General features: G+C 64.8%; 22 protein-coding genes and 1 tRNA gene. 13 read left to right on the top strand and 10 right to left on the bottom strand.

Annotated elements, in window-relative coordinates; translation table 11 throughout:
* Nucleotides 1–71: 71 nt before the first annotated feature.
* The 7 genes from panB (at nt 72) to sphantq_RS14040 (ending at nt 6,430) form a co-directional block, all read left to right on the top strand.
* Nucleotides 72–944, top strand: a complete 873-nt coding sequence (gene panB, locus sphantq_RS14070) for a 3-methyl-2-oxobutanoate hydroxymethyltransferase (RefSeq protein ID WP_272798776.1) — start codon at nt 72–74, stop codon at nt 942–944.
* Nucleotides 945–1,034: 90 nt separating this feature from the next.
* The gene (locus sphantq_RS14065; protein WP_129925314.1) at nt 1,035–1,733 is read left to right on the top strand and encodes a tetratricopeptide repeat protein; all 699 of its coding nucleotides are present in this window, start codon (nt 1,035–1,037) and stop codon (nt 1,731–1,733) included.
* Nucleotides 1,734–1,747: 14 nt separating this feature from the next.
* Nucleotides 1,748–3,094 carry an outer membrane protein assembly factor BamB family protein gene (locus sphantq_RS14060; RefSeq protein WP_422917706.1) on the top strand — a complete coding sequence of 449 codons (1,347 nt, stop codon included), beginning with the start codon at nt 1,748–1,750 and terminating at the stop codon, nt 3,092–3,094.
* Nucleotides 3,095–3,222: 128 nt separating this feature from the next.
* Nucleotides 3,223–4,590 carry a ribosome biogenesis GTPase Der gene (gene der / locus sphantq_RS14055; protein WP_272798775.1) on the top strand — a complete coding sequence of 456 codons (1,368 nt, stop codon included), beginning with the start codon at nt 3,223–3,225 and terminating at the stop codon, nt 4,588–4,590.
* A gap of 4 nt (nt 4,591–4,594) precedes the next feature.
* Nucleotides 4,595–4,807 (top strand): sulfurtransferase TusA family protein, encoded by a 213-nt coding sequence (locus tag sphantq_RS14050; protein WP_272798774.1) that lies wholly within the window; start codon nt 4,595–4,597, stop codon nt 4,805–4,807.
* A 95-nt stretch (nt 4,808–4,902) separates the two neighbouring features.
* On the top strand, nt 4,903–5,343 hold the full coding sequence (locus sphantq_RS14045) for an Hpt domain-containing protein (protein ID WP_272798773.1): 441 nt from the start codon (nt 4,903–4,905) through the stop codon (nt 5,341–5,343).
* An 82-nt stretch (nt 5,344–5,425) separates the two neighbouring features.
* Complete coding sequence (locus sphantq_RS14040; protein WP_129925311.1) at nt 5,426–6,430, top strand: LLM class flavin-dependent oxidoreductase; 1,005 nt, start codon at nt 5,426–5,428, stop codon at nt 6,428–6,430.
* Here the strand turns inward: sphantq_RS14040 and sphantq_RS14035 are convergent.
* The gene (locus sphantq_RS14035) at nt 6,400–7,527 is read right to left on the bottom strand and encodes an acyltransferase family protein (RefSeq protein ID WP_272798772.1); all 1,128 of its coding nucleotides are present in this window, start codon (nt 7,525–7,527) and stop codon (nt 6,400–6,402) included. The two genes, sphantq_RS14040 and sphantq_RS14035, sit on opposite strands and share 31 nt — an antisense overlap.
* 236 nt (nt 7,528–7,763) lie before the next feature.
* Between sphantq_RS14035 and sphantq_RS14030 the strand changes: the two genes are divergently transcribed.
* Entirely contained in the window at nt 7,764–9,419 is a 1,656-nt protein-coding gene (locus sphantq_RS14030) for an ATP-binding protein (protein ID WP_066600670.1), read from the top strand.
* Between the two features lie 6 nt (nt 9,420–9,425).
* Here sphantq_RS14030 and sphantq_RS14025 read toward each other — a convergent pair whose 3' ends face one another.
* The 6 genes from sphantq_RS14025 to sphantq_RS14000 all read right to left on the bottom strand — a co-directional run bounded on the left by sphantq_RS14025 (nt 9,426) and on the right by sphantq_RS14000 (nt 17,654).
* Nucleotides 9,426–10,877, bottom strand: coding sequence for an MATE family efflux transporter (locus tag sphantq_RS14025; RefSeq protein ID WP_242495905.1), 1,452 nt, complete (start codon nt 10,875–10,877; stop codon nt 9,426–9,428).
* Nucleotides 10,878–10,935: 58 nt separating this feature from the next.
* A complete protein-coding gene (locus sphantq_RS14020) occupies nt 10,936–13,635 on the bottom strand; it encodes a valine--tRNA ligase (protein WP_272798771.1) in 2,700 nt (899 codons plus the stop codon).
* 111 nt (nt 13,636–13,746) lie between these two features.
* Nucleotides 13,747–14,877: an adenosine deaminase gene (gene add / locus sphantq_RS14015; protein ID WP_272798770.1), complete on the bottom strand. Its 1,131-nt coding sequence runs from the start codon at nt 14,875–14,877 to the stop codon at nt 13,747–13,749.
* Between the two features lie 105 nt (nt 14,878–14,982).
* Complete coding sequence (locus sphantq_RS14010; protein ID WP_066600664.1) at nt 14,983–15,441, bottom strand: DUF2497 domain-containing protein; 459 nt, start codon at nt 15,439–15,441, stop codon at nt 14,983–14,985.
* A gap of 70 nt (nt 15,442–15,511) precedes the next feature.
* Nucleotides 15,512–17,002, bottom strand: coding sequence for a TolC family outer membrane protein (locus tag sphantq_RS14005; RefSeq protein WP_272798769.1), 1,491 nt, complete (start codon nt 17,000–17,002; stop codon nt 15,512–15,514).
* Between the two features lie 19 nt (nt 17,003–17,021).
* The gene (locus tag sphantq_RS14000) at nt 17,022–17,654 is read right to left on the bottom strand and encodes a protein-L-isoaspartate O-methyltransferase family protein (RefSeq protein ID WP_129925307.1); all 633 of its coding nucleotides are present in this window, start codon (nt 17,652–17,654) and stop codon (nt 17,022–17,024) included.
* Nucleotides 17,655–17,857: 203 nt separating this feature from the next.
* Between sphantq_RS14000 and sphantq_RS13995 the strand changes: the two genes are divergently transcribed.
* The 4 genes from sphantq_RS13995 to sphantq_RS13980 all read left to right on the top strand — a co-directional run bounded on the left by sphantq_RS13995 (nt 17,858) and on the right by sphantq_RS13980 (nt 20,266).
* Nucleotides 17,858–17,931, top strand: a tRNA-Cys gene (locus sphantq_RS13995).
* A 48-nt stretch (nt 17,932–17,979) separates the two neighbouring features.
* Nucleotides 17,980–18,654, top strand: coding sequence for a glutathione S-transferase family protein (locus sphantq_RS13990; RefSeq protein ID WP_272798768.1), 675 nt, complete (start codon nt 17,980–17,982; stop codon nt 18,652–18,654).
* 5 nt (nt 18,655–18,659) lie between these two features.
* Nucleotides 18,660–19,304, top strand: coding sequence for a hypothetical protein (locus sphantq_RS13985; RefSeq protein WP_272798767.1), 645 nt, complete (start codon nt 18,660–18,662; stop codon nt 19,302–19,304).
* Nucleotides 19,305–19,417: 113 nt separating this feature from the next.
* Complete coding sequence (locus tag sphantq_RS13980) at nt 19,418–20,266, top strand: sulfite exporter TauE/SafE family protein (RefSeq protein ID WP_066600652.1); 849 nt, start codon at nt 19,418–19,420, stop codon at nt 20,264–20,266.
* A gap of 162 nt (nt 20,267–20,428) precedes the next feature.
* Here the strand turns inward: sphantq_RS13980 and ndk are convergent, their stop codons facing one another.
* From ndk to sphantq_RS13965, 3 genes are all read right to left on the bottom strand, one after another.
* Nucleotides 20,429–20,851: a nucleoside-diphosphate kinase gene (gene ndk / locus sphantq_RS13975; protein ID WP_066600648.1), complete on the bottom strand. Its 423-nt coding sequence runs from the start codon at nt 20,849–20,851 to the stop codon at nt 20,429–20,431.
* Nucleotides 20,852–20,941: 90 nt separating this feature from the next.
* Complete coding sequence (locus sphantq_RS13970; protein WP_066600645.1) at nt 20,942–21,379, bottom strand: DNA polymerase III subunit chi; 438 nt, start codon at nt 21,377–21,379, stop codon at nt 20,942–20,944.
* A 25-nt stretch (nt 21,380–21,404) separates the two neighbouring features.
* Nucleotides 21,405–22,850 carry a leucyl aminopeptidase gene (locus sphantq_RS13965; protein ID WP_272798766.1) on the bottom strand — a complete coding sequence of 482 codons (1,446 nt, stop codon included), beginning with the start codon at nt 22,848–22,850 and terminating at the stop codon, nt 21,405–21,407.
* Nucleotides 22,851–23,041: 191 nt separating this feature from the next.
* On the opposite strand from sphantq_RS13965, the gene sphantq_RS13960 reads away from it, so the two are divergent.
* Complete coding sequence (locus sphantq_RS13960; protein WP_443021480.1) at nt 23,042–25,309, top strand: LPS-assembly protein LptD; 2,268 nt, start codon at nt 23,042–23,044, stop codon at nt 25,307–25,309.
* Nucleotides 25,310–25,352 lie beyond the last annotated feature (43 nt).

The following is a 25,352-nucleotide window of genomic DNA, read 5'->3' as shown; positions in this document are numbered from 1 at the left end:
GGTCGGCGCGTCATACCGCTCCGGCCCGTCTGGCATTTGCGCCCCGCGCCACGCTGCGGTAGAGCGCGTCCATGTCCACGACCTTCACGATCGACACCGCGACCAGCCGCGCCAACCCCACGCCCGCGCCGATGAAGCGCCTGACCGTGCCCGCCATCCAGCGGCGCAAGTTCGAGGGGAAGACCGCCGAACCGCTGGTCATGCTGACCGCCTATACCGCGCGCCAGGCGCAGTTGCTCGACCCGCATTGCGACATGCTGCTGGTCGGTGATTCGCTGGGTCAGGTGATTTACGGCCTGCCCTCCACCCTCGCCGTCACGCTCGACATGATGATCGCCCATGGCGCGGCGGTCGTGCGCGGCAGCTATCACAGCGTCGTGCTGGTCGACATGCCGTTCGGCAGCTATGAATCCTCACCCCAACAGGCCTTCGCCAGCGCCAGCCGGATAATGGCGGAAACCGGCTGTGCCGCCGTCAAGCTGGAGGGTGGCGAGGCGATGGCGGACACGATTTCCTTCCTCAGCCAGCGCGGCATCCCGGTGATGGCGCATATCGGCCTGACGCCGCAGGCGGTGAACGCGCTGGGCGGCTATGGCGCGCGCGGCAAGAGCCAGCAGGAACATGCCAAGATCATGGCCGACGCGCGCGCCGTGGCGCAGGCCGGCGCCTTCGCCATGGTGCTGGAAGGGGTGATGGAGGAACTGGCGGTCGCCATCACCGACAGCGTCGACGTGCCGGTGATCGGCATCGGCGCATCGGCCCATTGCGACGGGCAGGTGCTGGTGACCGAAGATATGTTGGGCATGTTCGATCGGGTGCCGCGCTTCGTCAAACGCTATGAGAATATCGCCCAGACCATCGACGGCGCGGCCGCCCGCTACGCCGCGGAAGTGCGGGCCCGCAGCTTTCCCACCGACGATCAGGTGTATCGGCCTAAAATCTAATTGGCCAAAATTTGATTTGCCTGTGGCATAAGCGCCGCTATTGATCGCGCCTTCTGCGCTTAGTTTCTGATCCATTTCTCGGAGAATATCGTGGCCCTGACGCCGCAAAATAGCCAAGCCTTCATGCGCGAGGTGGACGACGCCGTCCGCCAGGACCAGCTTCTGGGCTTTTGGCAGCGTTATGGCCGCTGGATTCTGGTCGCCGTCGTATTGGGCCTGGTCGCTTTTGGCGGCTGGCTTTATTGGCAGCATTACAGCAAGACCCAGTCGGAAATCGTGTCCGAGCAGATGGACGCGGTGCTGACGACGGCGGCTGGTGGCGGCACGCCCGACGCCAAGCAGCTCGACGCGCTGACCAAGGCCGACCAGCCGGGCTATCGCGCATCCGCCCTGCTGACTCAGGCCGGCGCGGCGTCGCGCAAGGGCGACGCCAAGGGCGCGATCGCCCTCTATGCCGCCATGGTCGCCGACGCCAAGCTGGACCAGCCCTATCGCGACCTGGCGCTGATCCGCCAGACCGCGCTGGAGTTTGAGGCGCTCAAGCCCCAGCAGGTGGTCGATCGGCTCAAGCCGCTGGCGATCGAGGGCGCGCCCTGGTTCGGCAGCGCCGGCGAACTGGTGGCGATCGCCTATATGAAGATGGGCAAGACCGACCTGGCCGGGCCTATGTTCGCCGGAATCGCGAAGGACGCCAATGTGCCGCAGTCGATCCGTTCACGCGCGCGACAGATGGCAGGATTAATGGGGATCGACGCGGTCGAGATTCCGGCCGAGCCGAGCGAAGGATGACCGAGCGGATGGGAATGACCAGCATGAAATTCGCGCCGATAGGCCGTGTCGTAACGATGGCCGCGATGGTCGCCCTGCTCGCTGGCTGCGGCGTGATCGGCGGCAAGAAGGGTGGCCCCAAGACGCCGGTCGTCGGCAACCGCACATCGATCCTGAACAACGAACAGGGTGTCGAGGTCGAACCCAGCCTGGCCGATGTGCCGGTCACGCTGCCCGCCCCCTATGTCAACGACAGTTGGTCGCAGCCGGGCGGGGACCCATCCAAGGCGATGGGCCATGTCTCGCTGGGCGGATCGCCCTCGCAGGTGTGGACCGCCTCGATCGAGGGCAGCTCGCCCCAGGCGCGGCTGGCCGCATCGCCGGTCGTCGCGGGCGGCAAGCTGTTCGTGACCGACGCGGGCGCGCATGTCATCGCCTTCGACGCCGCCAGCGGCGGAAAATTGTGGCAGACCAACCTGCCGTCCGAAGGCAAGGGCAATGGCCGCGTGCTGTTTGGCGGCGGCGTCAGCGTCCTGGGCGACCGGGTGTTCGCCAGCACCGGCTTTGGCGACGTCTTCGCGCTGAATGGCGTCGACGGCGCGATCCTCTGGAAAAAGCATCTGTCCGGCCCGCTGCGCGGCGCACCGACGCTGGAAAACGGCCATGTCTATGTGATGGGCCAGGATAATCAGGTGTTCGCGCTCAACCAGTCCGACGGCGAAACCCAGTGGACCGACAGCGGCACCTTGCAGGTCACCGGCATTTTCGGCGTCGCCGCGCCGGCCGCCGCGCAGGGCACCGTGATCGCGGGCTATAGTTCGGGCGAAATCAACGCCTATCGCTATGAAAATGGCCGTACCTTGTGGGGCGACGCCCTGTCGCGCACCAGCATTTCGACCGCCGTCGCATCGCTGACCGATATCGACGCCGATCCGGTGATCGATCGCGGCCGCGTCTTTGCGATCGGCCAGGGCGGCCGCATGGCGTCCTATGAACTGACCAGCGGCCAGCGTCTGTGGGAAATCAACATTGCGGGCATTTCGACCCCCTGGGTGGTGGGCGAATGGGTGTTCGCGGTGACCAGCGACGCCCGACTGCTCTGCGTCGCGCGCGCCACCGGCAAGATCCGCTGGGTCAGCCAGCTGCGCCGCTGGCAGAAGGAAAAGAAGAAGGACAAGGCGATCCGTTGGACCGGCCCGGTGTTGGCTGGCGGCCGGCTGATCGTCGTATCGACCCGCGGCGAGATGGTCTATGTCGATCCCGCCACCGGATCGGTCCAATCGACGGTAGACATGGATCGGTCCATGTCGCTTTCGCCGATCGTCGCCAACAACATGCTCTACGTCCTGGCCGACGACGGGAAGTTGACGGCGTTCCGTTAAGCGACGCGAATATGCTAAGTGTGCTCCCGCTCAAGCGGGGGTCCAGTTCCTTCGTCTGGACTGGCCCCCCGCCTGAGCGGGAGCACGGCGTTTATCGATTTTGAATCTTAAGAAGGAAACGGGCCACCATGCTGCCCACCGTAGCCATTGTCGGGCGTCCCAATGTGGGCAAGTCCACCCTCTTCAACCGTCTGGTCGGCAAGAAGCTGGCGCTGGTCGATGACCAGCCCGGCGTGACGCGCGACCGGCGCGAGGGCGAGGCGCATCTGCTGGGCCTCGACTTCACGATCGTCGACACCGCCGGTTATGAGGATGAGGACGCCAATAGCCTACCCGGCCGGATGCGGATGCAGACCGAGGCGGCGGTGGAAAATTGCGACGTCGCCCTGTTCATGATCGACGCGCGTGCGGGCATCACCCCGCTGGACGAGGAAATCGCCCGCTGGCTGCGCGCCAACGACGCGCCGGTGATACTGGTCGCCAACAAGGCGGAGGGCAAAGCGGCCGACGATGGCGTCATGGAATCTTTTTCGCTGGGCCTTGGCGAACCTGTCCCTTTTTCCGCCGAACATGGCCAGGGCATGGCCGACCTGTTCCAGGCGCTGCTCCCGCATCTGGAGCGCGAGGGCGAAGAGCCGCATGAAAAGGAATTTTACGAGGATGACGAGAGCGCCCCGCTCAAGCTCGCCATCGTCGGCCGTCCCAATGCGGGCAAGTCCACGCTGATCAACCGGCTGCTGGGCGAAAACCGCCTGCTGACCGGGCCGGAAGCGGGCATCACCCGCGACAGCATCGCCGTCGACTGGATGTGGACCAGCCGCGACGGGCTGGAACGCCCCGTCCGCCTGATCGACACGGCGGGGATGCGCAAGCGCGCCAAAGTACAGGAAAAGCTGGAAAAGCTGGCCGTGTCGGACGGCATCAACGCGGTCAACTTCGCCGAAGTCGTCGTCCTTATGATCGATTCCACCCGCGGGCTGGAGGCGCAGGATCTGCGCATCGCCGACCGGGTGCTGGAGGAGGGCCGCGCCCTCGTCGTCGCACTCAACAAATGGGATACGGTCGAACATGGTTCAGCGCTCTACCAGGGCATAAAGAAGGCGCTGGACGAGGGCCTGGCGCAGGTGCGCGGCGTGCCGATCATGACCATTTCCGGGGCCACCGGAAAGGGTCTGGACGACCTGATCCATGTCGCCTTCGAAACCCGCACCGCCTGGTCGCAGCGCGTCTCCACCGGCGTGCTCAACCGCTGGTTCGAAACCGCGCTGGAGGCCAATCCGCCGCCGGCGCCCGGCGGCAAGCGGATCAAGCTGCGCTACATCACCCAGAACAAGACCCGTCCGCCGACCTTCGTTCTGTTCGGCACGCGGCTGGACGATTTGCCCGAAAGCTATCGCCGCTATCTGGTGAACGGCATCCGCCGCGAATTGGGGTTCGGCGCGGTGCCGGTGCGCCTGACGCTGCGCAGCCAGAAGAACCCCTACGCGACCAAATAGAGCAATGGCGGCCGATCCCGTTTTCGTGAACGCCAGAGGCATGAGATGCCCCTGGCCCGCGTTGCGTGCGGCGCGGGCGATGCGCGACGCCGGCGCCATCGTCATCGAAGCGGACGACCCGATCGCCGCCACCGAGCTGGAGGCGCTCGCCCAGACGCAGGGCTGGACCTTCGCGGCGCTGGGCGATCGCCATTTCGTCCTATCCCGGACCGAGTGATTATCCTCCACAATGGGTGGCTTTCCGCCACGCTTTAACCTGCTGTTTACGCGCCGCGTCTATTTTGGCTTCGTTAGAATGAAGGAGCGGCGTGGGTGTCCTATCACGATACCGAACTGGTCAGTTGGCGCGAATTTACGCGGACCCGCAGCGAGCTGGGGACCGCCTTTCTTCGTATCCTGGGCTATTTCCGGGAAGATGGCGCCAAATCCATCGGCGCTGTCGAAGAAGCGTTTCGCGCGCGCAACGCCGCCGCGCTGGTCACGCCCGCCCATACGCTCAAGGGCGAATCGGCGCAGTTCGGCGCCTATCGCCTGAGCGCCATGGCCGAAGAAATTGAGATGGTCGCCCGCCGTTGCGTGGAAACGCATGAAGGGCCCGACGAATTGATCGAGGTGGTCGTCGCGCTGCGCCCTTGTTTCACTGAGACGATGGCGCTGCTCGATCGCGACGCCAACCCGCTGGTCGCCCGCCGGCCCACCACCTTCGGCCGCCGCGCCGAAGTCCCCGCACAGGGATTTGGCCGGGCGGTCTGATCTGCAGTCGTCGATCGCAAACTGCTGCGCGACCATCTAATAGGTCTTGAAGTAAAACCGACCATGCCCCCATATGGCAGGCATGACCCGTTTCTCCCTGCTCGACCTCGTCCCCGTCCGTGAAGGCGACACTGTCGCCACGGCGCTCGCCCACGCGGCTGATCTTGCCGCCCATGCCGAAGCGCAGGGCTATCACCGCTTCTGGGTCGCCGAACATCATGGCATGGCGGGCATCGCGTCGGCCGCGACGGCGGTCGTGCTGGCGCATATCGGTCATGCGACATCGACCATCCGCATCGGCGCAGGCGGCATCATGCTGCCCAATCATGCCCCCTTGGTGATAGCCGAGCAGTTCGGCACACTCGACGCCCTTTTCCCCGGTCGCGTCGACCTGGGCCTGGGCCGCGCGCCCGGTTCTGATCAGCGGGTGGCGCAGGCGATCCGCCGCACCCTGTCCGGCGGTGCGGACCAGTTCCCCCGCGACGTGATGGAGTTGCAGGCCTATTTCAGCAAGGACGAACGGCTGAGCATCCAGGCGACGCCGGGCGCGGGGGCGGATGTGCCGCTCTGGATACTCGGCTCCAGCCTCTATGGCGCGCAACTCGCCGCCATGCTCGGCCTGCCTTACGCCTTTGCCTCGCACTTCGCGCCCGCCGCGCTGGATGAGGCGATCGCCATCTATCGCCGCGAATTTCGCCCCTCGGCCCAGCTGCAATATCCCTATGTGATGGCCGGCTACAACGTCTTCGCCGCCGACACGGCGGAGGAGGCCCATCTGCTCGCCAGTTCGATGCAGCAGTCCTTCGTGCGGCTGCGCACCGGCCAGCCGGGTAAGCTGCAACCGCCGGTGCCGGGCTATTATGACGCCCTGCCCGCGCAAGCGCAGGCGATGCTGTCCGATGTGCTGAGCGTCTCCAGCATCGGCACGCAGGCGGATGTGGAGAGCGACATTGCGGCGTTCCTGCGCCGCACCCAGGCCGACGAACTGATCCTGACCGGCCAGATTTTTGATCCCGCCGCGCGCAAGCATAGTTTCGCCATCGCCATGGCGGCGGCTCAGACGGTCACGACCTGCGAGGCCGCCTGAGGCTCCGGCCGCTTCAACCGCCCGCCGCTGAGCAGCGCCGCCGCGCCTGGCGCGACGCGGCGCAATCCCGCGCCGATCGCGGCCACCGCGCCAAGCACCATCAGTGGCTGCGCGATCAGGTAGAAGGGATAGAAGGGCGTGCCCATTTTCCCGAACAGTCCGCCCAATACTGGCCCCAACAGCCAGATCAGGATCAGGTGGGCGCTGAACAGGAAGAACATATAAGGTTCGATCCGCAGCAGCATCGGCCGCGCGGGACTGTCCGCCAGCGCCCAGGCGATCCGCCAGAAGGCGACGGCCGCCGCTATCCGCAGCGTCAGGTCAAGCGCCCGCTGCGCCACCGGCCAGGCGTCGTCGCCGACCGTGACGGCATGATAGAGTTGCACCCCCATCAGCAAGGCGAAGGGTATCGCCATCAGAAGCATCGGCTTGCCCGCCACTCGCTCGGCCCAACCGCCGCGCTGCGCCAATATCCCCAGCGTGAAGAAGACCAGGATCGACGCCCGCATCAGCACGGGAGGCCCGAAACCGGCGATATGACATCCCGCCGCCGCGGCCGCGATCAGCGCCAGCAACCATCCCGGCATCCGCACCAGCAAGGGCGCGGCGACCATGCACAGGAACAGGTCGCGCAGAAACGGCATCTGCACATTGATGTCGGGGTTGCGCGTCAGGATCAGTATCTCGTCGACCACCCACCATCCCGATTGCGGCATCGGCGCGGACAGGCCCAGCCGCCAGGCGGCGCCCGACACCAGGATGATCGCGATGATGTTCCACAACAGCATGGGCAGAAGAATGGTCCGCGCCTTGCGCCGCACATGGCGGCCCCAGTCGCGGCTCGCCTGCGACTGCGCCACTAGCCAGCCGGATATGAGGCCCAGCAATGGCACCGCGCTGCGGCCGAACAATTCCATCAGCAGCCAGCGCAGATTATCCTGCCCGCTGCCGCGCAGCGCCTTGAGCGCTTCGCCATTCAAGCCGGTCCAGGCGTGAACATAGACGACGCCCAATATGCAGATCACGCGCGCGATGGCGATCGCGGCGGACCGACGCCCGCCATCTGTATGGCCATGAATCTTCGAGATATCGGACACGCGGCCATCCTGTTTGTTGCCTATTCCCAATGCCCGAACTTGATCCATGTTCCTGTAAACCAAACGACTGGTCCAGATCGGACCCCGGCTCAGCGTCTCTTAACCTTAACCCTCCACCCTGAAGCGGGCCTTTACGGCCAGGCCGGCGACAGAAGCTAAGCCAATCTTTACCTCTTTTGCCTAGAAGCATCCTGTTAACCGGAAGCCGTTCCGGTCCAAGGGACGACAAAAGGCTCATGACCCATATGCCGGGCGCACAACATTTCTCGTCTGCATCAGCGCCTGTGCACCTGACGTCAGTCCAGTCGATGGGCATGGTGTTCCAGATCGCCGGGTCCAGTTCCAAAGTGCTGATCGATGCCCAGCGTCTGGCGCTGCTGGAGCAGGACGAAGATCCCTGCACCGCCATGGCCGGCCAGGTCGGCAGCCAAGTGAAGATGCGCGTCGGCAATAGTTGGCTGGTCGCCAGCGTCCGCGCGATGACGCTGGATCAGGCGAGTAAGGGCATCGTCGCCGACATCGATTTCCTGGGCGAAGGCGATGAGGAGAAGTTGACCGGGCGGATCTATCGCTTCCGCCGCGGCGTAACCCGCTATCCCACGCCAGGCACCGACATCTTCCCGGTGTCCGGGCATGACATGGGCCAGATCTACGCCGCGGACGACCGCGCGAATGTGGAGATCGGCACCGTCTATCCCACCACGGACACGCGCGCGGCGCTCTATGTCGATTCAATGCTGGGCAAGCATTTCGCGCTGCTCGGCTCCACCGGCACCGGCAAATCGACCAGCGCCGCCCTGATCCTGCACCGCATCTGCGACCTGTCGCCGCAGGGCCATATCGTCATGATCGACCCCCATGGCGAATATGGCGCGGCCTTCGCCACCAACGGCGCGGTGTTCGACGTCAACAACCTGGCCCTGCCCTATTGGCTGATGAATTTCGAGGAGCATTGCGAGGTGTTCGTGACCTCCTCCGGTTCCGAACGCACGGTCGATTGCGATATTCTCGCCAAATGCCTGCTCGCCGCGCGGACGAAGAACCGGCTGGCCGAAAGCATCGGGCGGCTGACCGTCGATTCGCCGATCCCCTATCTCTTGTCCGACCTCACCACGATCCTGCAAAATGAGATGGGCAAGCTCGACAAGGGCACCAATTCGCTGCCCTATATGCGCCTGAAAACCAAGATCGACGAGATCAAGGCCGATCCGCGCTACAGCTTCATGTTCTCCGGCATGTTGGTCGCCGATACGATGCAGGCGTTTTTGGCCAAGATTTTCCGCCTGCCCTCCGACGGCAAGCCGATCTCTATCATCGACGTGTCCGCCATGCCTTCCGACATCACCTCGACCGTGGTGTCGGTGCTGTCTCGTTTGGTGTTCGACTATGCCATCTGGGCGCGCGACGAGCCGCAGCGGCCGATCCTGCTGGTCTGCGAAGAGGCGCATCGCTACATCCCCAACACGACCACCGGCAACGGTCAGGCCGTGCGCAAGATATTGGAGCGGATCGCCAAGGAAGGCCGTAAATACGGCGTTTCGCTGGGCCTCATTACCCAGCGCCCGTCTGACCTTGCCGAAGGCGTCCTGTCGCAATGCGGCACGATCATCTCGATGCGCCTCAACAACGACCGCGATCAGGCGTTCGTGAAGGCCGCCATGCCCGAAGGCGCCCGCGGCTTCCTCGATTCGATCCCCGCCCTACGCAATCGGGAGGCGATCATCTGCGGCGAAGGCGTTGCCGTGCCGATCCGCGTCGCGCTCGACAATCTGGAGGAGCATCGCCGCCCCGCATCGGGCGACCCCAGCTTCACCGAGCTATGGCGTCAGTCCGGCAGCGAAGCCGACATATTGGAACGCACCATCACCCGCTGGCGCAACCAGGGGCGGTAAACGGCTTCAGCCCGCCGGCGCGATCCGGCCGGCCGGTTCAGCGTCGCTATTGGCCGTTTCGCGGCATTGTTCTTCATGCACCGGGACCAGCAATCGCGCGTTGCGCCAGCCGCCGCGCGCATAGATGATCCACGCCAGCAGCAGCGACATGAACGACCCCGCCGGGAAGCTGAGCCAGAGCGCGTCAGCGCCCCACAGCGGGTAGCCCATGTGGTAAAAGCCCAGCCGGACGCCGAACAGCGTAAAAATCAGGATCAGCAACGGCGCGACCACGACGCCATTGGCGCGCATCACGCCGAACAGGATCATGGTGCAGCCGAACAGCAGGAAGCTCCAGCTCGCCAGCAACTGCATGTTCCACGCCGCCGCGATCGCGACCGCATTGTCACCCAGAAACAGCGACAGCAGCGATCCGTGGAACAGCAGGATGACGACGATCATCGCCCCTGTGATCGCCAGCAGATAGCCTATGCCATAGCCGGTGATGCGGCTAATTCGGTCCCATCGGCCCGCGCCCATATTCTGCGCCGCCATGGCGCTGACCGCCGCGCCCATCGCCATCGCCGGCATCTGGAGATAGGTCCATATCTGCTGCGCCGCGCCATAGGCGGCCGTCACCAGCAAGCCTTCGCGATTGACCAGCCCGATCATCACCAGCCCGGAAGCGGACATGACGATCATCTGCAAACCCATGGGAAAGCCCTTGGCCAGCAGCACGCGCATCTGGTCGGCGGCGGGCCACAGATAGCGCAATTCGCGCCCCCGCAGCCGCAGCGGCAAATCCCTGGCATAGATGAAGGCGACGACGCCGATCAGGCTGACAAAGCCCGCCGCCGCGGTCGCCGCCGCCGATCCGGCGATGCCATAAGCCGGGATCGGCCCCAGCCCCAGGATCAGCACCGGATTGAGGATCAGGTCCACGGCCACACTGACGATCATGAAGATCAGCGGGGTGCGCGCGTCCCCGGCGCCGCGCAGCCCCATCATGATCATGACGACCAGCAGGGTCGCGGGCATCGCGAAGAAAATGACCCGCAGGTAAATCAGCGCCATGTCGAACGCTTCCGCCGGCGTCGCCAGCAACCGCAGCAGCGCCGGTGCGCCGATCCAGCCCGCCAGCGCGACGGCCAGACCCAATATCGAACAAAAGCCGACCGCCGATCCAAAGGCGCGCCGCGCCGCATCCAGGTCGCGCGCGCCCGTCGCCTGCGCGATCATCACGGTGGACGCCATGCCAAAACCGAACACGACCGAAAACATCAGGAACATGATGATGTTGGCGTTGGCGGTTGCCGCCAGCGCCTGCGCGCCCAGAAAGCGGCCGACCCAGATCGCGTTGATCGACCCGTTGAGCGACTGGAGGATGTTGGACGCCAGCGTCGGAATGGCGAACATCAGCAGCACGCCGGCGATCGGCCCCTGCGTCAGGTCTTTTGCGCCCGATCTGCTTGCTGCCACGCGCCTGCCTCTCCCTATATATCCGTGTTTCCGCGAAGGCGGGAACACATCTATCGACTTATCCCAATCGTTCCAGCGCCGCCTTCAACCTTTCCGCCTCGGCGGCCTTTTCGGCATGATCCTCACGCGCCTTGGCGACCGCTTCGGGCTTGGCCTTCTCGACGAAGCTGGGGTTGGACAGGCGACCCCCCAGGCTATCCCGCTCCTTCTCCGCCGCGGCCAGCGCCTTGGCCAGGCGGGTCTTTTCCGCCGCAATGTCGATCACGCCTACTAACGGCAGGATGAAGGTCGCTTCGTCCACCACGATTTGCGCCGCGCCGCCAGCCGGCGGTTCGCCGAAGGTCAGGCTTTCGACCCGGCCAAGCCGCGCCAGCGCCACGCCCTGACGATCGAGACGACGATGCGTTTCTTCGGATGCATCGCGCACGATCACCGGAAGTTTAGCGCCCGGCGGCACGTTGAGTTCGGTCCGTGCCGTGCGCATCGCGCTCACCAGCCGGATCAGCCAGTCGATTTCCGCCTGCGCCTCGCTATCGACCGCGGCCAACGCCTGCGGCCATTGCGCGACGATCAGTTCATTGGGACGCGCACCGGTCAGATGCCACAATTCTTCGGTGATGAACGGCATGAAGGGATGCAGCATCACCAATATCTGGTCGAACGCCCAGCCCGCGACGGCGCGCGTCTCGTCGTCCATCGCGCCCTTGGTGAGTTCGATATACCAGTCGCAAAACTGGTCCCAGACGAAATGATAGATGGCGTTGGCCGCCGCATCGAACCGCAGTTCGGTCATCGCCGTGTCGATCGCCTGCACGGTCGCGACCGTTTCTGCGATGATCCAGCGGTTGACCGGGAGCGCGGCGGCGGGCGCCTCATGACTGGTCGAGGCTGTGACGCCGTTCGACTGGAGGAAGCGCGCCGCATTCCACAGCTTGGTCGCGAAGTTGCGATAGCCCTCGACCCGCTTTTCATCCATCTTCACGTCGCGGCCCTGGCTTTCCATCGCCGCCATGAAGAAGCGCAGCGCGTCCGCGCCGAACTTGTCGATCAGGCCCAGCGGATCGACCACATTGCCCTTGGACTTCGACATTTTCTGCCCATCGGCCGCGCGGACCAGCCCGTGGAGATAGAGTTTCTTCCATGGGGCCTCGCCCATGAACTCCATCCCCTGCATCGCCATGCGCGCATCCCAGAAGAACAGGATGTCGAAGCCGGAAATCAGCAGGTCGTTGGGATAATGGCGCGACAGCTTGTCGCTCTGCTCCGGCCAGCCCAGCGTGCCGAAGGGCCAGAGGGCGGACGAGAACCATGTGTCGAGAACGTCGGGGTCGCGGGTCAGCACCTTGTTGCCCGCCAGCGCCTGCGCTTCGGCTTCGCTCTCAGCGACATAGCTGTTGCCATCCTCATCAAACCATGCCGGGATTTGATGCCCCCACCAGAGCTGGCGCGACACGCACCAGGGCTGGATATTCTCCATCCAGTTGAAGAAGGTCTTTTCCCATGTCTTGGGCACAATCTCGATCGCGCCGTCGCGCACGGCCTGCATAGGGGCGACCGCCAGCTTTTCAGCGTCGACATACCATTGGTCGGTCAGCCAGGGTTCGATCACGACGTTGGAGCGATCCCCGAACGGCGTCTGGATCGTGCGCGGCTCGAAATCGGCTTCGACCGGCTCACCTTCCTTGTCCTTCGTGACGTGCGGGACCAGCAGGCCCAGCGCCTTCATCTCCGCGACCACCGCTTCGCGCGCGCCGTCTACGCCATCGCGCTTGAAGCGGTGCAGGCCCAGGAAGCGATCGGGGATCAGCCCGTCTGCGGTCTGGACGACATTGGCGTCGGCATCGAACATGTTGAGCATGTCGCCAGCCTTGAAGCCCGCGCGCTTGCCCACGTCGAAGTCGTTGAAATCATGCCCCGGCGTGATCTTCACCGCGCCAGTGCCCAGCGCCGGATCGGCATGTTCGTCGGCCACGATCTTGAACCGGCGACCGGTGATCGGCTGGAGAATTTCCTTACCGATGACCGCATTGTAGCGCTCATCGTCAGGATGCACGGCGATCGCCATGTCGGCCAGCATCGTCTCAGGCCGCGTGGTCGCCACGACGATATGGTCGCTGCCATCCGCCAGCGTCACGCCGTCCGCCAGCGGATAACGGAAGCGCCAGAAACCACCCTTCGTCTCGACCGTCTCGACCTCAAGGTCCGAAATGGCGGAACGGAAATGCGGATCCCAATTCACCAGCCGCTTGTCGCGATAGAGCAGGTCGCGCTTGTGCAACTCCACGAAGGTCTTGACGACCGCCTTCGAAAAGCCCTCGTCCATGGTGAAGCGCTCGTTCGCCCAGTCCATCGAACAGCCCAGCCGCCGCAACTGGCTGGTGATGGTCCCGCCGCTCTCGGCCTTCCATTCCCACACCTTGGCAACGAATTCGTCGCGGGTGAAATCAGTGCGCTTCTGCTGCTTGGCGTTGAGCTGGCGCTCGACCACCATCTGCGTCGCGATGCCCGCATGGTCGGTGCCGACCACCCACAAGGCGTCCTTGCCGCGCAGCCGCTCGTATCGGATCACGATGTCCTGCAACGTATTGTCGAGCGCATGGCCGATATGCAGGCTGCCTGTGACGTTCGGCGGCGGGTTCACGATGGTGAAGGGCGTCGCATCCGGCCGCTCCGGCCGGAACAGGCCGTTGCTCTCCCAATGGGCGTACCAGCGGGATTCGATCTCGGCGGGGTCGAAGATTTTCGGCAATTCGGTCATGATCGCGCTTTAACGCCTGCCGCACGACACGCAAGAGAGGCGAGGCTTCAGACCGGGCTATCCATCACTTTCAACGACAATCCCGACCAAATGGTGCGTGCGGTGATAGGGTCAAGCGGCGACACCCTCCGCCCTGGCAAAGGCGTCCAGCTTGGCATGGCAGGCGGCGCGCAGCCCCTCGTCCATCCAGCCCGCATTGAAGGCGTTGCGCTGCAACCGCACCAGTTCCGCCCTAGTCAACGCACTATGCGCCTGCGCCTTGACCAGCACTTCATTGAGATATTCGCTGCCCATATAGGCCGGATCGTCGGAATTGATGGTGAGGTTGAGGCCCGCGTCGATCATCCCGCGCACCACGTCGATCGGCGGCGCATCGCCCCGCACGGTGCCGGAAAAGGTCGGACAGACGGTGAAATACAAGTTCCGCGCCTTGGCCGCCGCGATCAGTTCGGGCGATTCCAATATATTGCCGCCATGGTCGATCCGGTCGACGCGCAGGTCGATAATCGCCTGGCGCAGATGCTCGACAATATCCTTCTGATTAAGGTCGCAATGCGCCGTGACCTTCAGCCCCGCGGCGCGCGCCTTGGCGAAATGGGCGGCGAACTTGACCGGCGGATGATCCTTCTCATCCGAATCCAGCCCGACGGCGACCAGTTGATCGCGGAACGGCAATGCCGCGTCCAAAGCCGCCATCGCCGACTCCGCCGACAGGTCGCGCACGAAGCAGAGGATGAGTTGCGACACTATCCCCAATTGCGCCGCGGCCGCCGCGCGCGCGCGGGTGATGCCGCCGATCACCGCGGCCATCGGCACGCCGCGCTTCAGATGTTCCTGCGGGTCGAAGAAAATTTCGGCGTAGAGAATGTTCTGCGACGCCGCCTTGGCCAGGTAGGCATAGGCCAGGTCGTAGAAATCCTGCTGCGTCCGCAACACCTTCATGCCGTCATAATAGATGGCCAGGAAGCTGGGCAGGTCATGATAGCGATAGCTGGCCTTCATCGCGGCGACATCGGCGAAGGGCAGGTCCAGCCCGTTGCGCTGCGCGAGCGCGAACTTCATCTCCGCTTCCAGCGTGCCTTCCAGATGGACATGATATTCCGCCTTGGGCATCGCCGCGATGAAGCGGGCCATGTCGGCCCCAGCGACGTCGTCAGACGCTGCCCATGCCGGGGCGGCGTTGATCCAGGCGGCCAAAGGGGCGCCCAACAGGCCATGGATTACCGCGCGCCTGCTGAACATCGATCATCACCCCTTTGAAACCCGGCATTCTATCCGGGCATAGGGGTGCGCCTGTCCATCATGGAATATCGGACGGGCTGACGCAAAAAAGGGAGCGGACCTGGATTAGCGGCCAGTGATGCGCGCGATTTCCTTGGCGACCATCTCTTCGACCAAAGCCGGCAGGCGCTGGTCCAGCCAGTCCTTCAGCATCGGCTTGAGCATCGCGCGAACCAACCCGTCGAGCGTATTGTCCTGCCCATCCTTGGGCGCGACCAGCATGGAGGACAAAGCGGACAGCGAATGACGCGCGGCGACTTCACTCTCGACCGATAGAATCGAGTCGTCGGCGGGTGCGTTTGCGGCGGCGGCTTTGGGAGCAGGCATGGCAATCTCCTCCGCGACCTCGTCGGTCAGTTCCAATATTTCTTCTACCGCGACGGGCGCTGGCGCGGCGACCGCCTTGGCCTCAGCGCGCGTGCGGCGCGGGGCGGCCTGCACCGCTTCCTCGCCTTCTTCGGCGATGATCCGCTTGATGGACGAGAGTATCTCTTCCATCGAGGGTTCCTTGGTCATGTCACCCATGGATAGTCCCCGTCCAAAATCCATTGCGCATCCTTAAACGCCAAGATTACCCGGCCGGGTTAACAAGCGGTTAAGGCTGCTGCGCAGCGGGTCCGACATTGGCGTTTTGCGCGGGCGTGTCAACGGTCCGCGTAGCGACGGGGGTTGGCTTGGAATCGAAGCTCCAGTCGAGCCACTTGCCCTTCACCCGTTCATAATTGACCATCGGGTCGTACAGCGTGCCGCTTTCCAGGCCCAGATCGTCGGCTTCGGCATGGCCCATGGCGGCGATGACGCTGAAACCGGCGACATAGGCGTTGCGCTGCGCCGTCACCAACTGGACCTTGGCGTTCAACGCTTCCTGTTCGGCGTTGAGGATGTCCAGAATGGTCCGGCTGCCGACCGAATTTTCCGCCTGCACGCCTTCCAGCGACAGATTGGCGGCCTCGACCGCCTTCTGGTTCGATTCGATGCTCTCCAGCGATGCCTTCCAGCTGGCATAGGCGGCGCGCGTCTGGGAGATAACGCTGCGCTCCACCTCGATCTCGCGCTCGATCGCCTGCGATTCGCGCGCCTGATTCTGGCGGACCTGCGCGGCGGGGCGACCACCCTGATAGAGCGGGATGGTCAGCTGGACGCCGGCGGTGGCCTGCTTGTTGATCTGCGGCCCCTCCACCGAATTGCCATCGACATCCTGCGCGCTACCGCCCAGCGTATGCAGATAATTGGTATAGCCTGCCGTCGTGAAGCCCGACAGCGTCGGCAAACGCGCGGCGCGCGCCGCCTTCACATCATAGCCCGCGGCGATCCGATCCTTCTTGGCCGCCACTATGTCTGGATTGTCGTTCAGAGCGACCTGCACCGCGATGGTCGGTGTGGCGGGAAGCCCCGGCAGCGCGGGCGGCGGCTCCAGCACGTCGGGTGCGTCACCCACCAGCGCGATATAATTTTCACGGCTGGCGATCAGATTGGCTTGCGCTATCTGCAGGTCCGACCGCGCCAGCGCCAGGCGCGACTGCGACTGGGCTACGTCGGTCCGGGTCAGGTCGCCGACTTCGAACCGGTCGTTGGTCGCCTGGAGATTAACCTCCAGCGCGCGCACGTTGGACTGGTTCAGAGACACGATCGCGCTGTCGCGGATCACATCCATATATGCGCCCACGGTCTGCGAAAAGATGCTGGCTTCGGTGCCGCGCAGATTGGCCTGCCCGGCCTCCACGCGCGTCCTGGCCGCCTTCACCCCGTTGCGCACCGCGCCGCCCGAATAGATGGGCACGTTCAGCTGCGCCTGCGCATTCACCGTCCTTTGCGGCGACGTGAAGCTGATGGTGGGCTTGAGGATGCTTTCGGAAAAACTGCCCGTCACGTCCACGCCGGGCCGGCCCGCAGCCTTCTGAATGGGCACATTTTCGTCGGTCGCGCGCTGCCCCGCGCGCGCGCCTGTCAGCGTCGGGTTAGATGCATAGGCCTTGGCCAGCGCACTCTGCAACGTCTCGGCCTGCGCGCCGCTGGTCAGGGCGGAGGACAGCAACAGCAAAGCGGCTGCGGCACGATGCCGATAAGAGGTGCGCTTCGCCGTCATCTGTCCCCGCCCATCATTTTCAGAACACAAATCCCTTGGGCGCGCCGAAACCGGGCAACGCCACCATTTCGATATCGGCAAGGCTGCTCAGGCCCAGCACTCCCGCAACCACCCGGCCGCCGCACAGGCGCGTAACGCCACGATCGACGACCCCCGTCACCACGCGGGCGTCCTCGGCAAGCTGCTGAACGAGCGTCGCTGGCACTTCCTCCACCGCGCCGTCGATGAACAGCAGGTCATAGGGCGCGCCATCAGCGGCGCCGGCGTTAAGCGGGCCGCGAACGACCGTCACGCCGGACAGCGCGATCTCCGCACCGCCCTCTTCCTCGACAGCCGTCACCTGCGCGCCCAGTTCGGACAACAGCGCGGCGGCATAGCCGGTCGCTGCGCCAATCAGCAGCACCTTGTCGCCTGGAACCACATGCGCTTCATCGAGCAGCCGCCCCGTCACCAGCGGCGGATTGAGCGAACGCCCCCCCGCCAGCGGAATGGGACGGTCGATATAGGTCATGGCGCGGCGCTGCGCAGGCACGAAATCCTCGCGCGGCACCTTCGCCATCGCGGCGATGACACGCTGGTCGCCCACGTCGCTGGTGCGCAACTGGCTTTCGACCATGGCGGCCCGCATCGAAGAATAGTTCTGCTCGGTCACGATAGTTCCTCGCTTGTCCGGTGGGCTTGGCACAACTGTATTGGCAATGCAATACACTAAGGGGATCATCGGACCTCTAAATCAGCGCGCGGCCCGCGCCAAGCGGCTTTGCGCGACGGTGGATAAGAATCTTGCGGCGCCCGCCCCATCCCCCGCTTGACTTTGCATCCAAAGCCGCACATTTGCGGCCACCCACTTGTCGAGGCCCGATGGCGGAGTGGTTACGCAGAGGACTGCAAATCCTTGCACGCCGGTTCGATTCCGGCTCGGGCCTCCAATTTCTTCCCGCTCGACTTGTTCCGCCGCTACCGTCTAAGAAGGCGGCATGATGAAGCTGTTCATTGGCAACAAAGCCTATTCGAGCTGGTCCCTGCGCGGCTGGTTGGCGTGCAAATTGTCCGCTCTCCCGTTCGAGGAGGTAGTCGTCCCCCTCTATGACGAAGCCTGGGAGAAACGGCGCGAGGGCGACGAATTCGCGCCATCCTCCGGCAAGGTGCCGATCCTGTGGGATGGCGACGACGTCGTCGTGTGGGACAGCCTGGCCATCGTCGAATATCTCAACGAAAAGACGGATGGCGACCTGTTCTGGCCGACCGATTCCGCCGCCCGCGCCATGGCCCGGTCGATGGCGGCCGAAATGCATAGCAGCTTCGCTGCGCTACGCCGCGAACACAGCATGAACATCCGGCAAATCTACCCCGCGGTGCCGCCGTCCGAACCTGTCGCCCACGACATCGCCCGTATCATGCAGCTATGGGCGCAGGCCCGCGCCCGCTATGGCGGCGATGGCGATTTCCTGTTCGGACGGTTCGGCGCGGTGGACCTGATGTTCGCTCCGGTCGTCACTCGCTTCATCACCTATCAACTGCCGGTCGCCCGTTTCGCCAACGCCTATATGCGCGCGATCATCGCCCATCCCTGGATGCAGGAATGGATCGGCGGCGCGCAAGCGGAAGACTGGGTGATCGACCGATTCGAAGTTCCGCCGCAGACGGCCTGACGATCATGAGCGAAACGCCCGAAACCGACACGCCCAAGGAAGCGCGCGCGGCCGAAGCAGCCGCAATTCGCCGTCGCTGGATCACCTTGGGCGAGATACTCGCCGTTCTGGCGGTGGGCATTTCCGCCCTCACCCTCTATCTCAATTGGGCGGACAAGAAAGACCAGCGCGCCGAAAAAGCGGCGGAAAGCCGCAAGGCGTCCGGCCGCGCCGCGATATTGGTGCTGAACGCCGATTCGGTGAAGGACGATCGCATCGCGCTGAAGACCACCGACCCCGACCAGGTCGTCCAGAGCCAGACGATCCTCTTCCCCCGCGCGCTCGGCATCGCGCCGGTCGACACCACCGGCGATCCGCGGATCGAGGCGGACTGGTTCAGCGACGCGCTGAAGACAGCGCGGGCCAAGGCGAAGCTGCCCGACGACAGCGTGGGCGACGAACGGCTGCCAGTGGCCATCACCACCCGCTTCGTGGTGGGCGGCGACACGCATGAGAATATCGCGCTCTACGACATCGGCTATGGCGTAGCAGGTCGCTGGATCGCCGGCCACAGCCTTTCGTTGCGTGGGCTTTCGCGGGTCGAAACGCTCAAGCCGGACAGCGCCCAGGCCATGGTCGACGCCCGCTGGGCGCGCCTGAGCGGTAAATAGCCCAAGTCCTGCTTCGTCGCCTGAAACCGCAAAACCACTTGTCTTGCGGCGATGAAACGGGTGCAAGACCCGCGCAGGGTCGTTGCATATCATAATAAGGACAAGCGGGCGCCATGAGCCTGATGGGATCGATCGACATTTTCCATGCCAGTGCCGGCCTGCTGGTCGGCGTCCTAGTGGGCGTGACTGGCGTGGGCGGCGGCTCGCTGATGACGCCGCTGCTCGTGCTGATGTTCGGCGTCAGCGCGAAGACCGCGGTAGGCACCGACCTGCTCTTCGCCGCCCTGACCAAGATCGTCGGATCGGCCGTGCATGGCAAGCGCGACACAATCGAGTGGCCGATCGTGCGGCGCATGGCGGCGGGCAGCGTGCCGGCCGCGCTCATCACGCTGCTGGCGCTTGGCTGGATCGGCGATGTCGGCCAGTCGACCGAAAATCTCATCCTGATTGCGCTCGCTTCGCTGCTGGCGCTGACGTCGGTCGCGGTGATCGGCCGCAAATGGCTGTTCCGTCATCGCGGCGACCTGGGGGCGACCCACTCGGCCGGCACCACCTTCTATGGCACGACGGCGCTCGGCGCGCTGATCGGCGCGGCCGTTTCGCTCTCTTCGGTCGGCGCGGGCGCGATCGGGGTGACGGTGTTGCTGTTCCTCTATCCCCGCCTGCCCATGGCGCGCATCGTGGGGTCTGACATCGCCCATGCCGTGCCTCTGGCGCTGATCGCCGGGACCGGCCACTGGCTGATGGGGGACGTCAACTTCATCCTGCTGATCACCCTGCTGATCGGGTCGATACCCGGCGTGATCGTTGGCAGCTATCTGTCGTCCCATGCCCCAGACCGGGTGCTGCAACCCCTGCTCGCCGCGGTGCTGGCCATCTCTTCCTGGCAACTCTTCGTCAAGGCGCGCACGCCCGCCCCGGTGAAGGTCGAAGCGCCGGTTATGGCGAAAGCACAGCATTGAGCCATTGCGCCGCGTGCTCCTGCGAAGGCAGGAGACCAGGGCAAACGGCAGGACTGGATTCCCGCCTTCGCAGGAACACGGAAGCGGACAGGCTGCCGACATGAAGAAGCCCGACCCTCATGTGTGAGGACCGGGCTTTTTCCGCTCGAAAGGATCCTGGCTTTAGCCGACGATCTCTTCCGGCTTGAAGAAATAGGCGATCTCGATCGCGGCATTTTCTTCGCTGTCCGAACCATGGACCGAATTGGCTTCGATCGATTCGGCCAGTTCCTTGCGGATCGTGCCGGCATCGGCGTTGGCGGGGTTGGTCGCGCCCATGACGTCACGGTTGCGCTGCACGGCATTTTCGCCCTCCAGCACCTGGACGACGACAGGGCCGGAAATCATGAAGGCGACCAGGTCGGCGAAGAAAGGCCGTTCCTTATGAACGCCATAGAAGCCCTCGGCCTGCTCGCGGCTCATGCGGATGCGCTTGGAAGCGACGATGCGAAGCCCTGCTTCCTCCAGCATCTTGGCGACCGCGCCGGTCAGGTTGCGACGGGTCGCGTCGGGCTTGATAATCGAAAAGGTGCGCGTGACGGCCATGGCCCTCGAAACTCCGAATTGTTGGAAATGCTGGGCGCGCCTTTAGACGCGGCCGGGCCAGGCCGCAAGGGGCTTAACCCTGACCGTGCGTCAGGCCATTTGCGCCCATTTGCGGCCGTCCTGCTTGAAGTAGCGCGAAACCGTCTCCTCGCGCTTCGACAATACCCGCCAACTGGACCGCGCGCCGTCGACCGTATCATCGTCGAAGAAGTAGAAGGCCCGCTCGAACCCCAGCGCCGCGTCGCGCCAGATACCGTCCGCCAGCGCGATATGCGCCGCGCCGTTCAGCGCCTCGCACGCCTCGCTCAGCAGGATCGGCTGCTGCGCCTCGCCGCCCTCACCCGCCCGGCCATGCGCCAGGAAGCTTTCGGGAGGCCCGGCCCAAAGCCCCGCCGAAATTCGCTCCAGCCGATCAGGCTCCTGCGCCACCACCAGCAGCCGCGCGCCCAGGCCCAGGATGCGCGCCGCGATCGCGGGCAACACCTGGTCCACCGGATCGCGGCTGAGCTGGTAGAAATCGACCTGCACGACAGTCTCCCTTATCGGGTTGGCATCAGAACTCGAACTTGTCCGCGACCAGCCGGTCGATCAGGCGCACGCCATAGCCGGTGGCGCCCTTGTCCCAGGTCGCGCCCGGCTTGTCGGACCAGACCATGCCGGCGATGTCGAGATGCGCCCATTTCACGCCCTCGTCCACGAACCGCTTGATGAACTGCGCCGCGGTGATCGATCCGGCGTAGCGCCCGCCGATATTCTTCATGTCGGCGATCGGGCTGTCGATCATCTTGTTATAGGCGTCGGACAACGGGAAGCGCCACAACTGGTCGCCGCTCGCCTTGCCCGCTGCGGTCAGGTCTTCCGCCAGGCCGTCGTCATTGGCGAACAGGCCGCCATATTGATCGCCTAGCGCGACGATCATCGCGCCGGTCAGCGTGGCCAGGTCGATCATGACTTCGGGCGCGTAAGTCTTCTGCGCCCAGGTGATGGCGTCACACAGCACCAGCCGCCCCTCGGCGTCGGTGTTCAGCACCTCGATCGTCTGTCCGGACATCGACGTCACGATGTCGCCGGGGCGCTGCGCATTGGCGTCCGGCATATTTTCGACCAGACCGCAAATGCCCACGACCCGCGCCTTCGCCTTGCGCCCGGCCAGCGCCTTGATCGCGCCGGCGACCGCGCCCGCGCCGCCCATGTCCCACTTCATGTCTTCCATGCCGGCCGCCGGCTTGATGGAGATGCCGCCCGTGTCGAAGGTCACGCCCTTGCCGACGAAGACGACCGGCTTTTCGACAGCGCCATTGGTGCCGTCCCATTCCAGCGCCAGCAACCGCGCCTCTCGCACGGACCCTTGCGCCACGCCCAGCAGCGCGCCCATGCCCAGTTCTTCCATCGCCGCCTTGTCGAGGACGGTAATCTTCACGCCCAGTTCGGCCAGACGCTGGCAGCGTTCAACGAAGCTTTCGGGATAGAGGATGTTGGCTGGCTCCGACACCAGTTCGCGGGTGAAGGCGACACCGGCGGCGACCGCGGACAGCCGCTCCCAGGCCGCGTCCGCCCCGGCCGCGACCAGCGTGATCGTCTTGAGCGTCGGCTTGGCCTTTTCGGGCTGACGGGTGCGATAGGTATCGATCCGCCAGCCGCGCAGCAATGCGCCAAACGCCAGATGCGCCGCCAGTTCGCCGCTCGCGCCACCGAAAAACTCCACCGCGGCATGGATTGCGCCGCTGGTCGACAGCTTGGCGGTCAGCGCCGCGCCGGCCTTTTCCACGTCCAGTTCGCCGCCCGCGCCGATGCCCAGCAACAGCACGCGCAGCGTCTTGCCGCCTTCGGCCACGAAGCTTTCAAAGCTCGTCCCCGTCTCGCCGGTGAAGCGCGACGCGGCGGCGCCCGCCGCCAGGATCGGCGCCGCCGACAGGGGCAGCGTGTCGAACCCGCCCTTGGGCACGGCGAAGACCAGCGTGTCGGCATCGGGGCGGGTCGGGCTGAACTGGATATCCATCGGGGTTCTTGTCCTCTTGTCTCTTGGGCGGGCGAAGCCGCGCTCTTACCCGTCAGATAGTGCGCCTTTCCCCGTCTGGCAAAGCCGTTCGACCGATTTCCGGCCAAAGATGCGCGACGGGCGATTGCGGACCGGCAATCAGTGCGATAGGCGGGACGGCAATATGCGCCCCGTTGATGAGGCCCCACCGCTTGCAAACCGTCCTGTTCCCTTTCCCTGTCCGCCATGCCTTATTGGCTGGCGCGGCGTTGCCCGGCTTCCTGCTGGCCCCCGCAGCGCTGGCGCAGCAGCTGAACGAGCCTGCCGCCCCGATCAGCGCGCCCGACGCGCCGATGCCGGAAAATGACGACCAGATCGGCTTTGCCGCCGATGCGCTGCAATATGACAGCAACAGCGAAATCGTGACCGCCGACGGCAATGTGCAGTTGCTGCGCGACGGCAACCGCCTGCGCGCCGACAAGATCGTGTGGAACCGCACCAGCGGCAAGGTGGAGGCGATCGGCAATGTGTCGATCATCGATCCTGAAGGCAATATCGCCTATGGCGACCGCATCGACGTCACCGATACGCTGAAGGACGGCGCGGTCGACAATATGCTGCTCGTGCTTCAGTCGGGCGGCCGCCTGGCGTCGGTCAAGGGCACGCGCGCCAACGGCGTCTACACGCTCAACCGCGCCACCTATACCGGCTGCGCGGTGGAGGACAGCCATGGCTGTCCCAAGGAGCCCACCTGGCAGATCAACGCCATCCGTGTGATCTACGACCCGGTGCGGCAGCGCGTGACGTACAAGAACGCCAATATCGAACTGTTCGGTCTGCCGCTGATCCCGCTGCCCGGCCTGTCCCACCCGGTCGGCGATGGCGGCAGCAGCGGCCTGATGGTGCCCAATCTGCGCTATGACCGCAATAACGGCTTCGAAGTCGCGCTGCCCTATTATTTCAAGCTGGCGCCCAATCGCGACATCACCGTCACGCCGCATGTCTATACCGACACGCTGCCGATGCTGGAGGCCAATTACCGCCATCTCTACGATCGCGGCGCCTATCAGGTCACCGGCTTCATCACCCATGGCAGCCGCGTCGCCACCAGCGACAGCAGCGCGGGCACGACCCCGGCCGCATCCGAAAAGGATATTCGCGGCTATCTAGACGCCAGCGGCAAGATGCAGTTGTCGCCCGAATGGAGCCTCGACGGGTCGATCCGCTTCGCCACAGACCGCACCTTCCTGCGCCGCTACGACATCAGCCGCGACGATCGGCTGCGCTCGACGCTGGGCGCGCAGCGGATTGGCGATGACAGCTATTTCTCGATTCGCGGCTGGACGGTGCAGACCCTGCGCCAAGGCGATTCGCAGGGGCAAACGCCGATCGCGCTGCCGGTCATCGACTATCGCCTGCGGCTCAAGGACCCGCTGCTGGGCGGCGTGCTACAGTTGCAGGCCAATACGCTGGCCATCACCCGCACCAGCGGTCAGGATACGCAGCGCGCCTTCGCCGCGGCGGAATGGAGCCTCCGCACGCTGACCGGGCTGGGGCAGGAAGTCACTTTCACCGGCTATCTGCGCGGCGACGTCTATCACAGCAGCGACAACGCGCTGACATCAGTGGTCAGCTATGCCGGCGATCCCGGCTGGCAGGCGCGCGGGATCGCCGCCGCCGCGGTCGACATGCGCTGGCCCTTCGTCGGCGAAGCATTTGGCGGCGTGCAGCGCATCGCCCCGCGCGTGCAGATCGTCGCCGCGCCGCATCTGGCCAACCTGTCGCTGCCCAATGAGGACGCCCGCGCCGTCGATCTGGAGGACAGCAACCTCTTCGCGCTCAATCGTTTCGCGGGCTATGATCGGTTCGAGGATTCAACCCGCATCACCTATGGGCTGGAATATAGCCTGGCGCTGCCCGACTTCTCGCTCGACGCCAATGTCGGCCAGAGTTACCGGATCGACAATCGCCCCGCCATCCTGCCCGACGGCACCGGCCTGTCCGACCGCACGTCCGACATCGTCGGCCGCACCACCGTCCGCTATAAGGATTTCCTTGCCCTCACTCACCGCTATCGCGTGGACAAGGACAATCTGGCCGTCCGCCGCAATGAGATCGACGCGACCGTCGGCACCAAGAAAACCTATGCGATGGTCGGCTATCTGCGCCTGAACCGCGATGTGGCGTCGGGGCTGGAGGATTTGCAGGACCGCGAGGAACTGCGCCTGGGCGGTCGCATCCAGTTCGCCCGCTTCTGGTCGGTGTTCGGTTCGACCGTTATCGATCTAACCGATGCGAAGGAAGCGCCGAACAGCACGTCCGACGGCTACGAACCCGTTCGCCACCGCCTTGGCGTCGCCTATGAGGATGATTGCCTGACCCTCGGCCTCACCTGGCGCCGCGACTATCAGGCCAATGGCGACGCGCGAAAGGGCAATGGCTTCCAGCTACGTCTAGCTTTCCGCAATATTGGCATATAAGGAACAGGCTCCCGCCTACCGTCAGGACTGGTTAAGGCGGACC

It is taken from the genome of Sphingobium sp. AntQ-1 (assembly GCF_028538045.1).
GTDB lineage: Bacteria > Pseudomonadota > Alphaproteobacteria > Sphingomonadales > Sphingomonadaceae > Sphingobium > Sphingobium cupriresistens.
The sequence above is the reverse complement of the archived record's forward strand: the minus strand, read 5'-3'. Positions and strand labels throughout refer to the sequence as shown.

What these genes read in the sequence shown, in the direction of transcription:
- sphantq_RS14030 (WP_066600670.1), top strand. Translation starts at nt 7,764, where the DNA reads ATGACCCATATGCCGGGCGCACAACATTTCTCGTCTGCATCAGCGCCT.
- sphantq_RS14050 (WP_272798774.1), top strand. Translation starts at nt 4,595, where the DNA reads ATGGCGGCCGATCCCGTTTTCGTGAACGCCAGAGGCATGAGATGCCCC.
- add (WP_272798770.1), bottom strand. Translation starts at nt 14,877, where the DNA reads ATGTTCAGCAGGCGCGCGGTAATCCATGGCCTGTTGGGCGCCCCTTTG.
- sphantq_RS14040 (WP_129925311.1), top strand. Translation starts at nt 5,426, where the DNA reads ATGACCCGTTTCTCCCTGCTCGACCTCGTCCCCGTCCGTGAAGGCGAC.
- sphantq_RS13990 (WP_272798768.1), top strand. Translation starts at nt 17,980, where the DNA reads ATGATGAAGCTGTTCATTGGCAACAAAGCCTATTCGAGCTGGTCCCTG.
- sphantq_RS14010 (WP_066600664.1), bottom strand. Translation starts at nt 15,441, where the DNA reads ATGGGTGACATGACCAAGGAACCCTCGATGGAAGAGATACTCTCGTCC.
- sphantq_RS14060 (WP_422917706.1), top strand. Translation starts at nt 1,748, where the DNA reads ATGACCAGCATGAAATTCGCGCCGATAGGCCGTGTCGTAACGATGGCC.
- sphantq_RS14020 (WP_272798771.1), bottom strand. Translation starts at nt 13,635, where the DNA reads ATGACCGAATTGCCGAAAATCTTCGACCCCGCCGAGATCGAATCCCGC.
- sphantq_RS13965 (WP_272798766.1), bottom strand. Translation starts at nt 22,850, where the DNA reads ATGGATATCCAGTTCAGCCCGACCCGCCCCGATGCCGACACGCTGGTC.
- ndk (WP_066600648.1), bottom strand. Translation starts at nt 20,851, where the DNA reads ATGGCCGTCACGCGCACCTTTTCGATTATCAAGCCCGACGCGACCCGT.
- sphantq_RS14005 (WP_272798769.1), bottom strand. Translation starts at nt 17,002, where the DNA reads ATGACGGCGAAGCGCACCTCTTATCGGCATCGTGCCGCAGCCGCTTTG.
- der (WP_272798775.1), top strand. Translation starts at nt 3,223, where the DNA reads ATGCTGCCCACCGTAGCCATTGTCGGGCGTCCCAATGTGGGCAAGTCC.
- sphantq_RS13980 (WP_066600652.1), top strand. Translation starts at nt 19,418, where the DNA reads ATGAGCCTGATGGGATCGATCGACATTTTCCATGCCAGTGCCGGCCTG.
- sphantq_RS13985 (WP_272798767.1), top strand. Translation starts at nt 18,660, where the DNA reads ATGAGCGAAACGCCCGAAACCGACACGCCCAAGGAAGCGCGCGCGGCC.
- panB (WP_272798776.1), top strand. Translation starts at nt 72, where the DNA reads ATGTCCACGACCTTCACGATCGACACCGCGACCAGCCGCGCCAACCCC.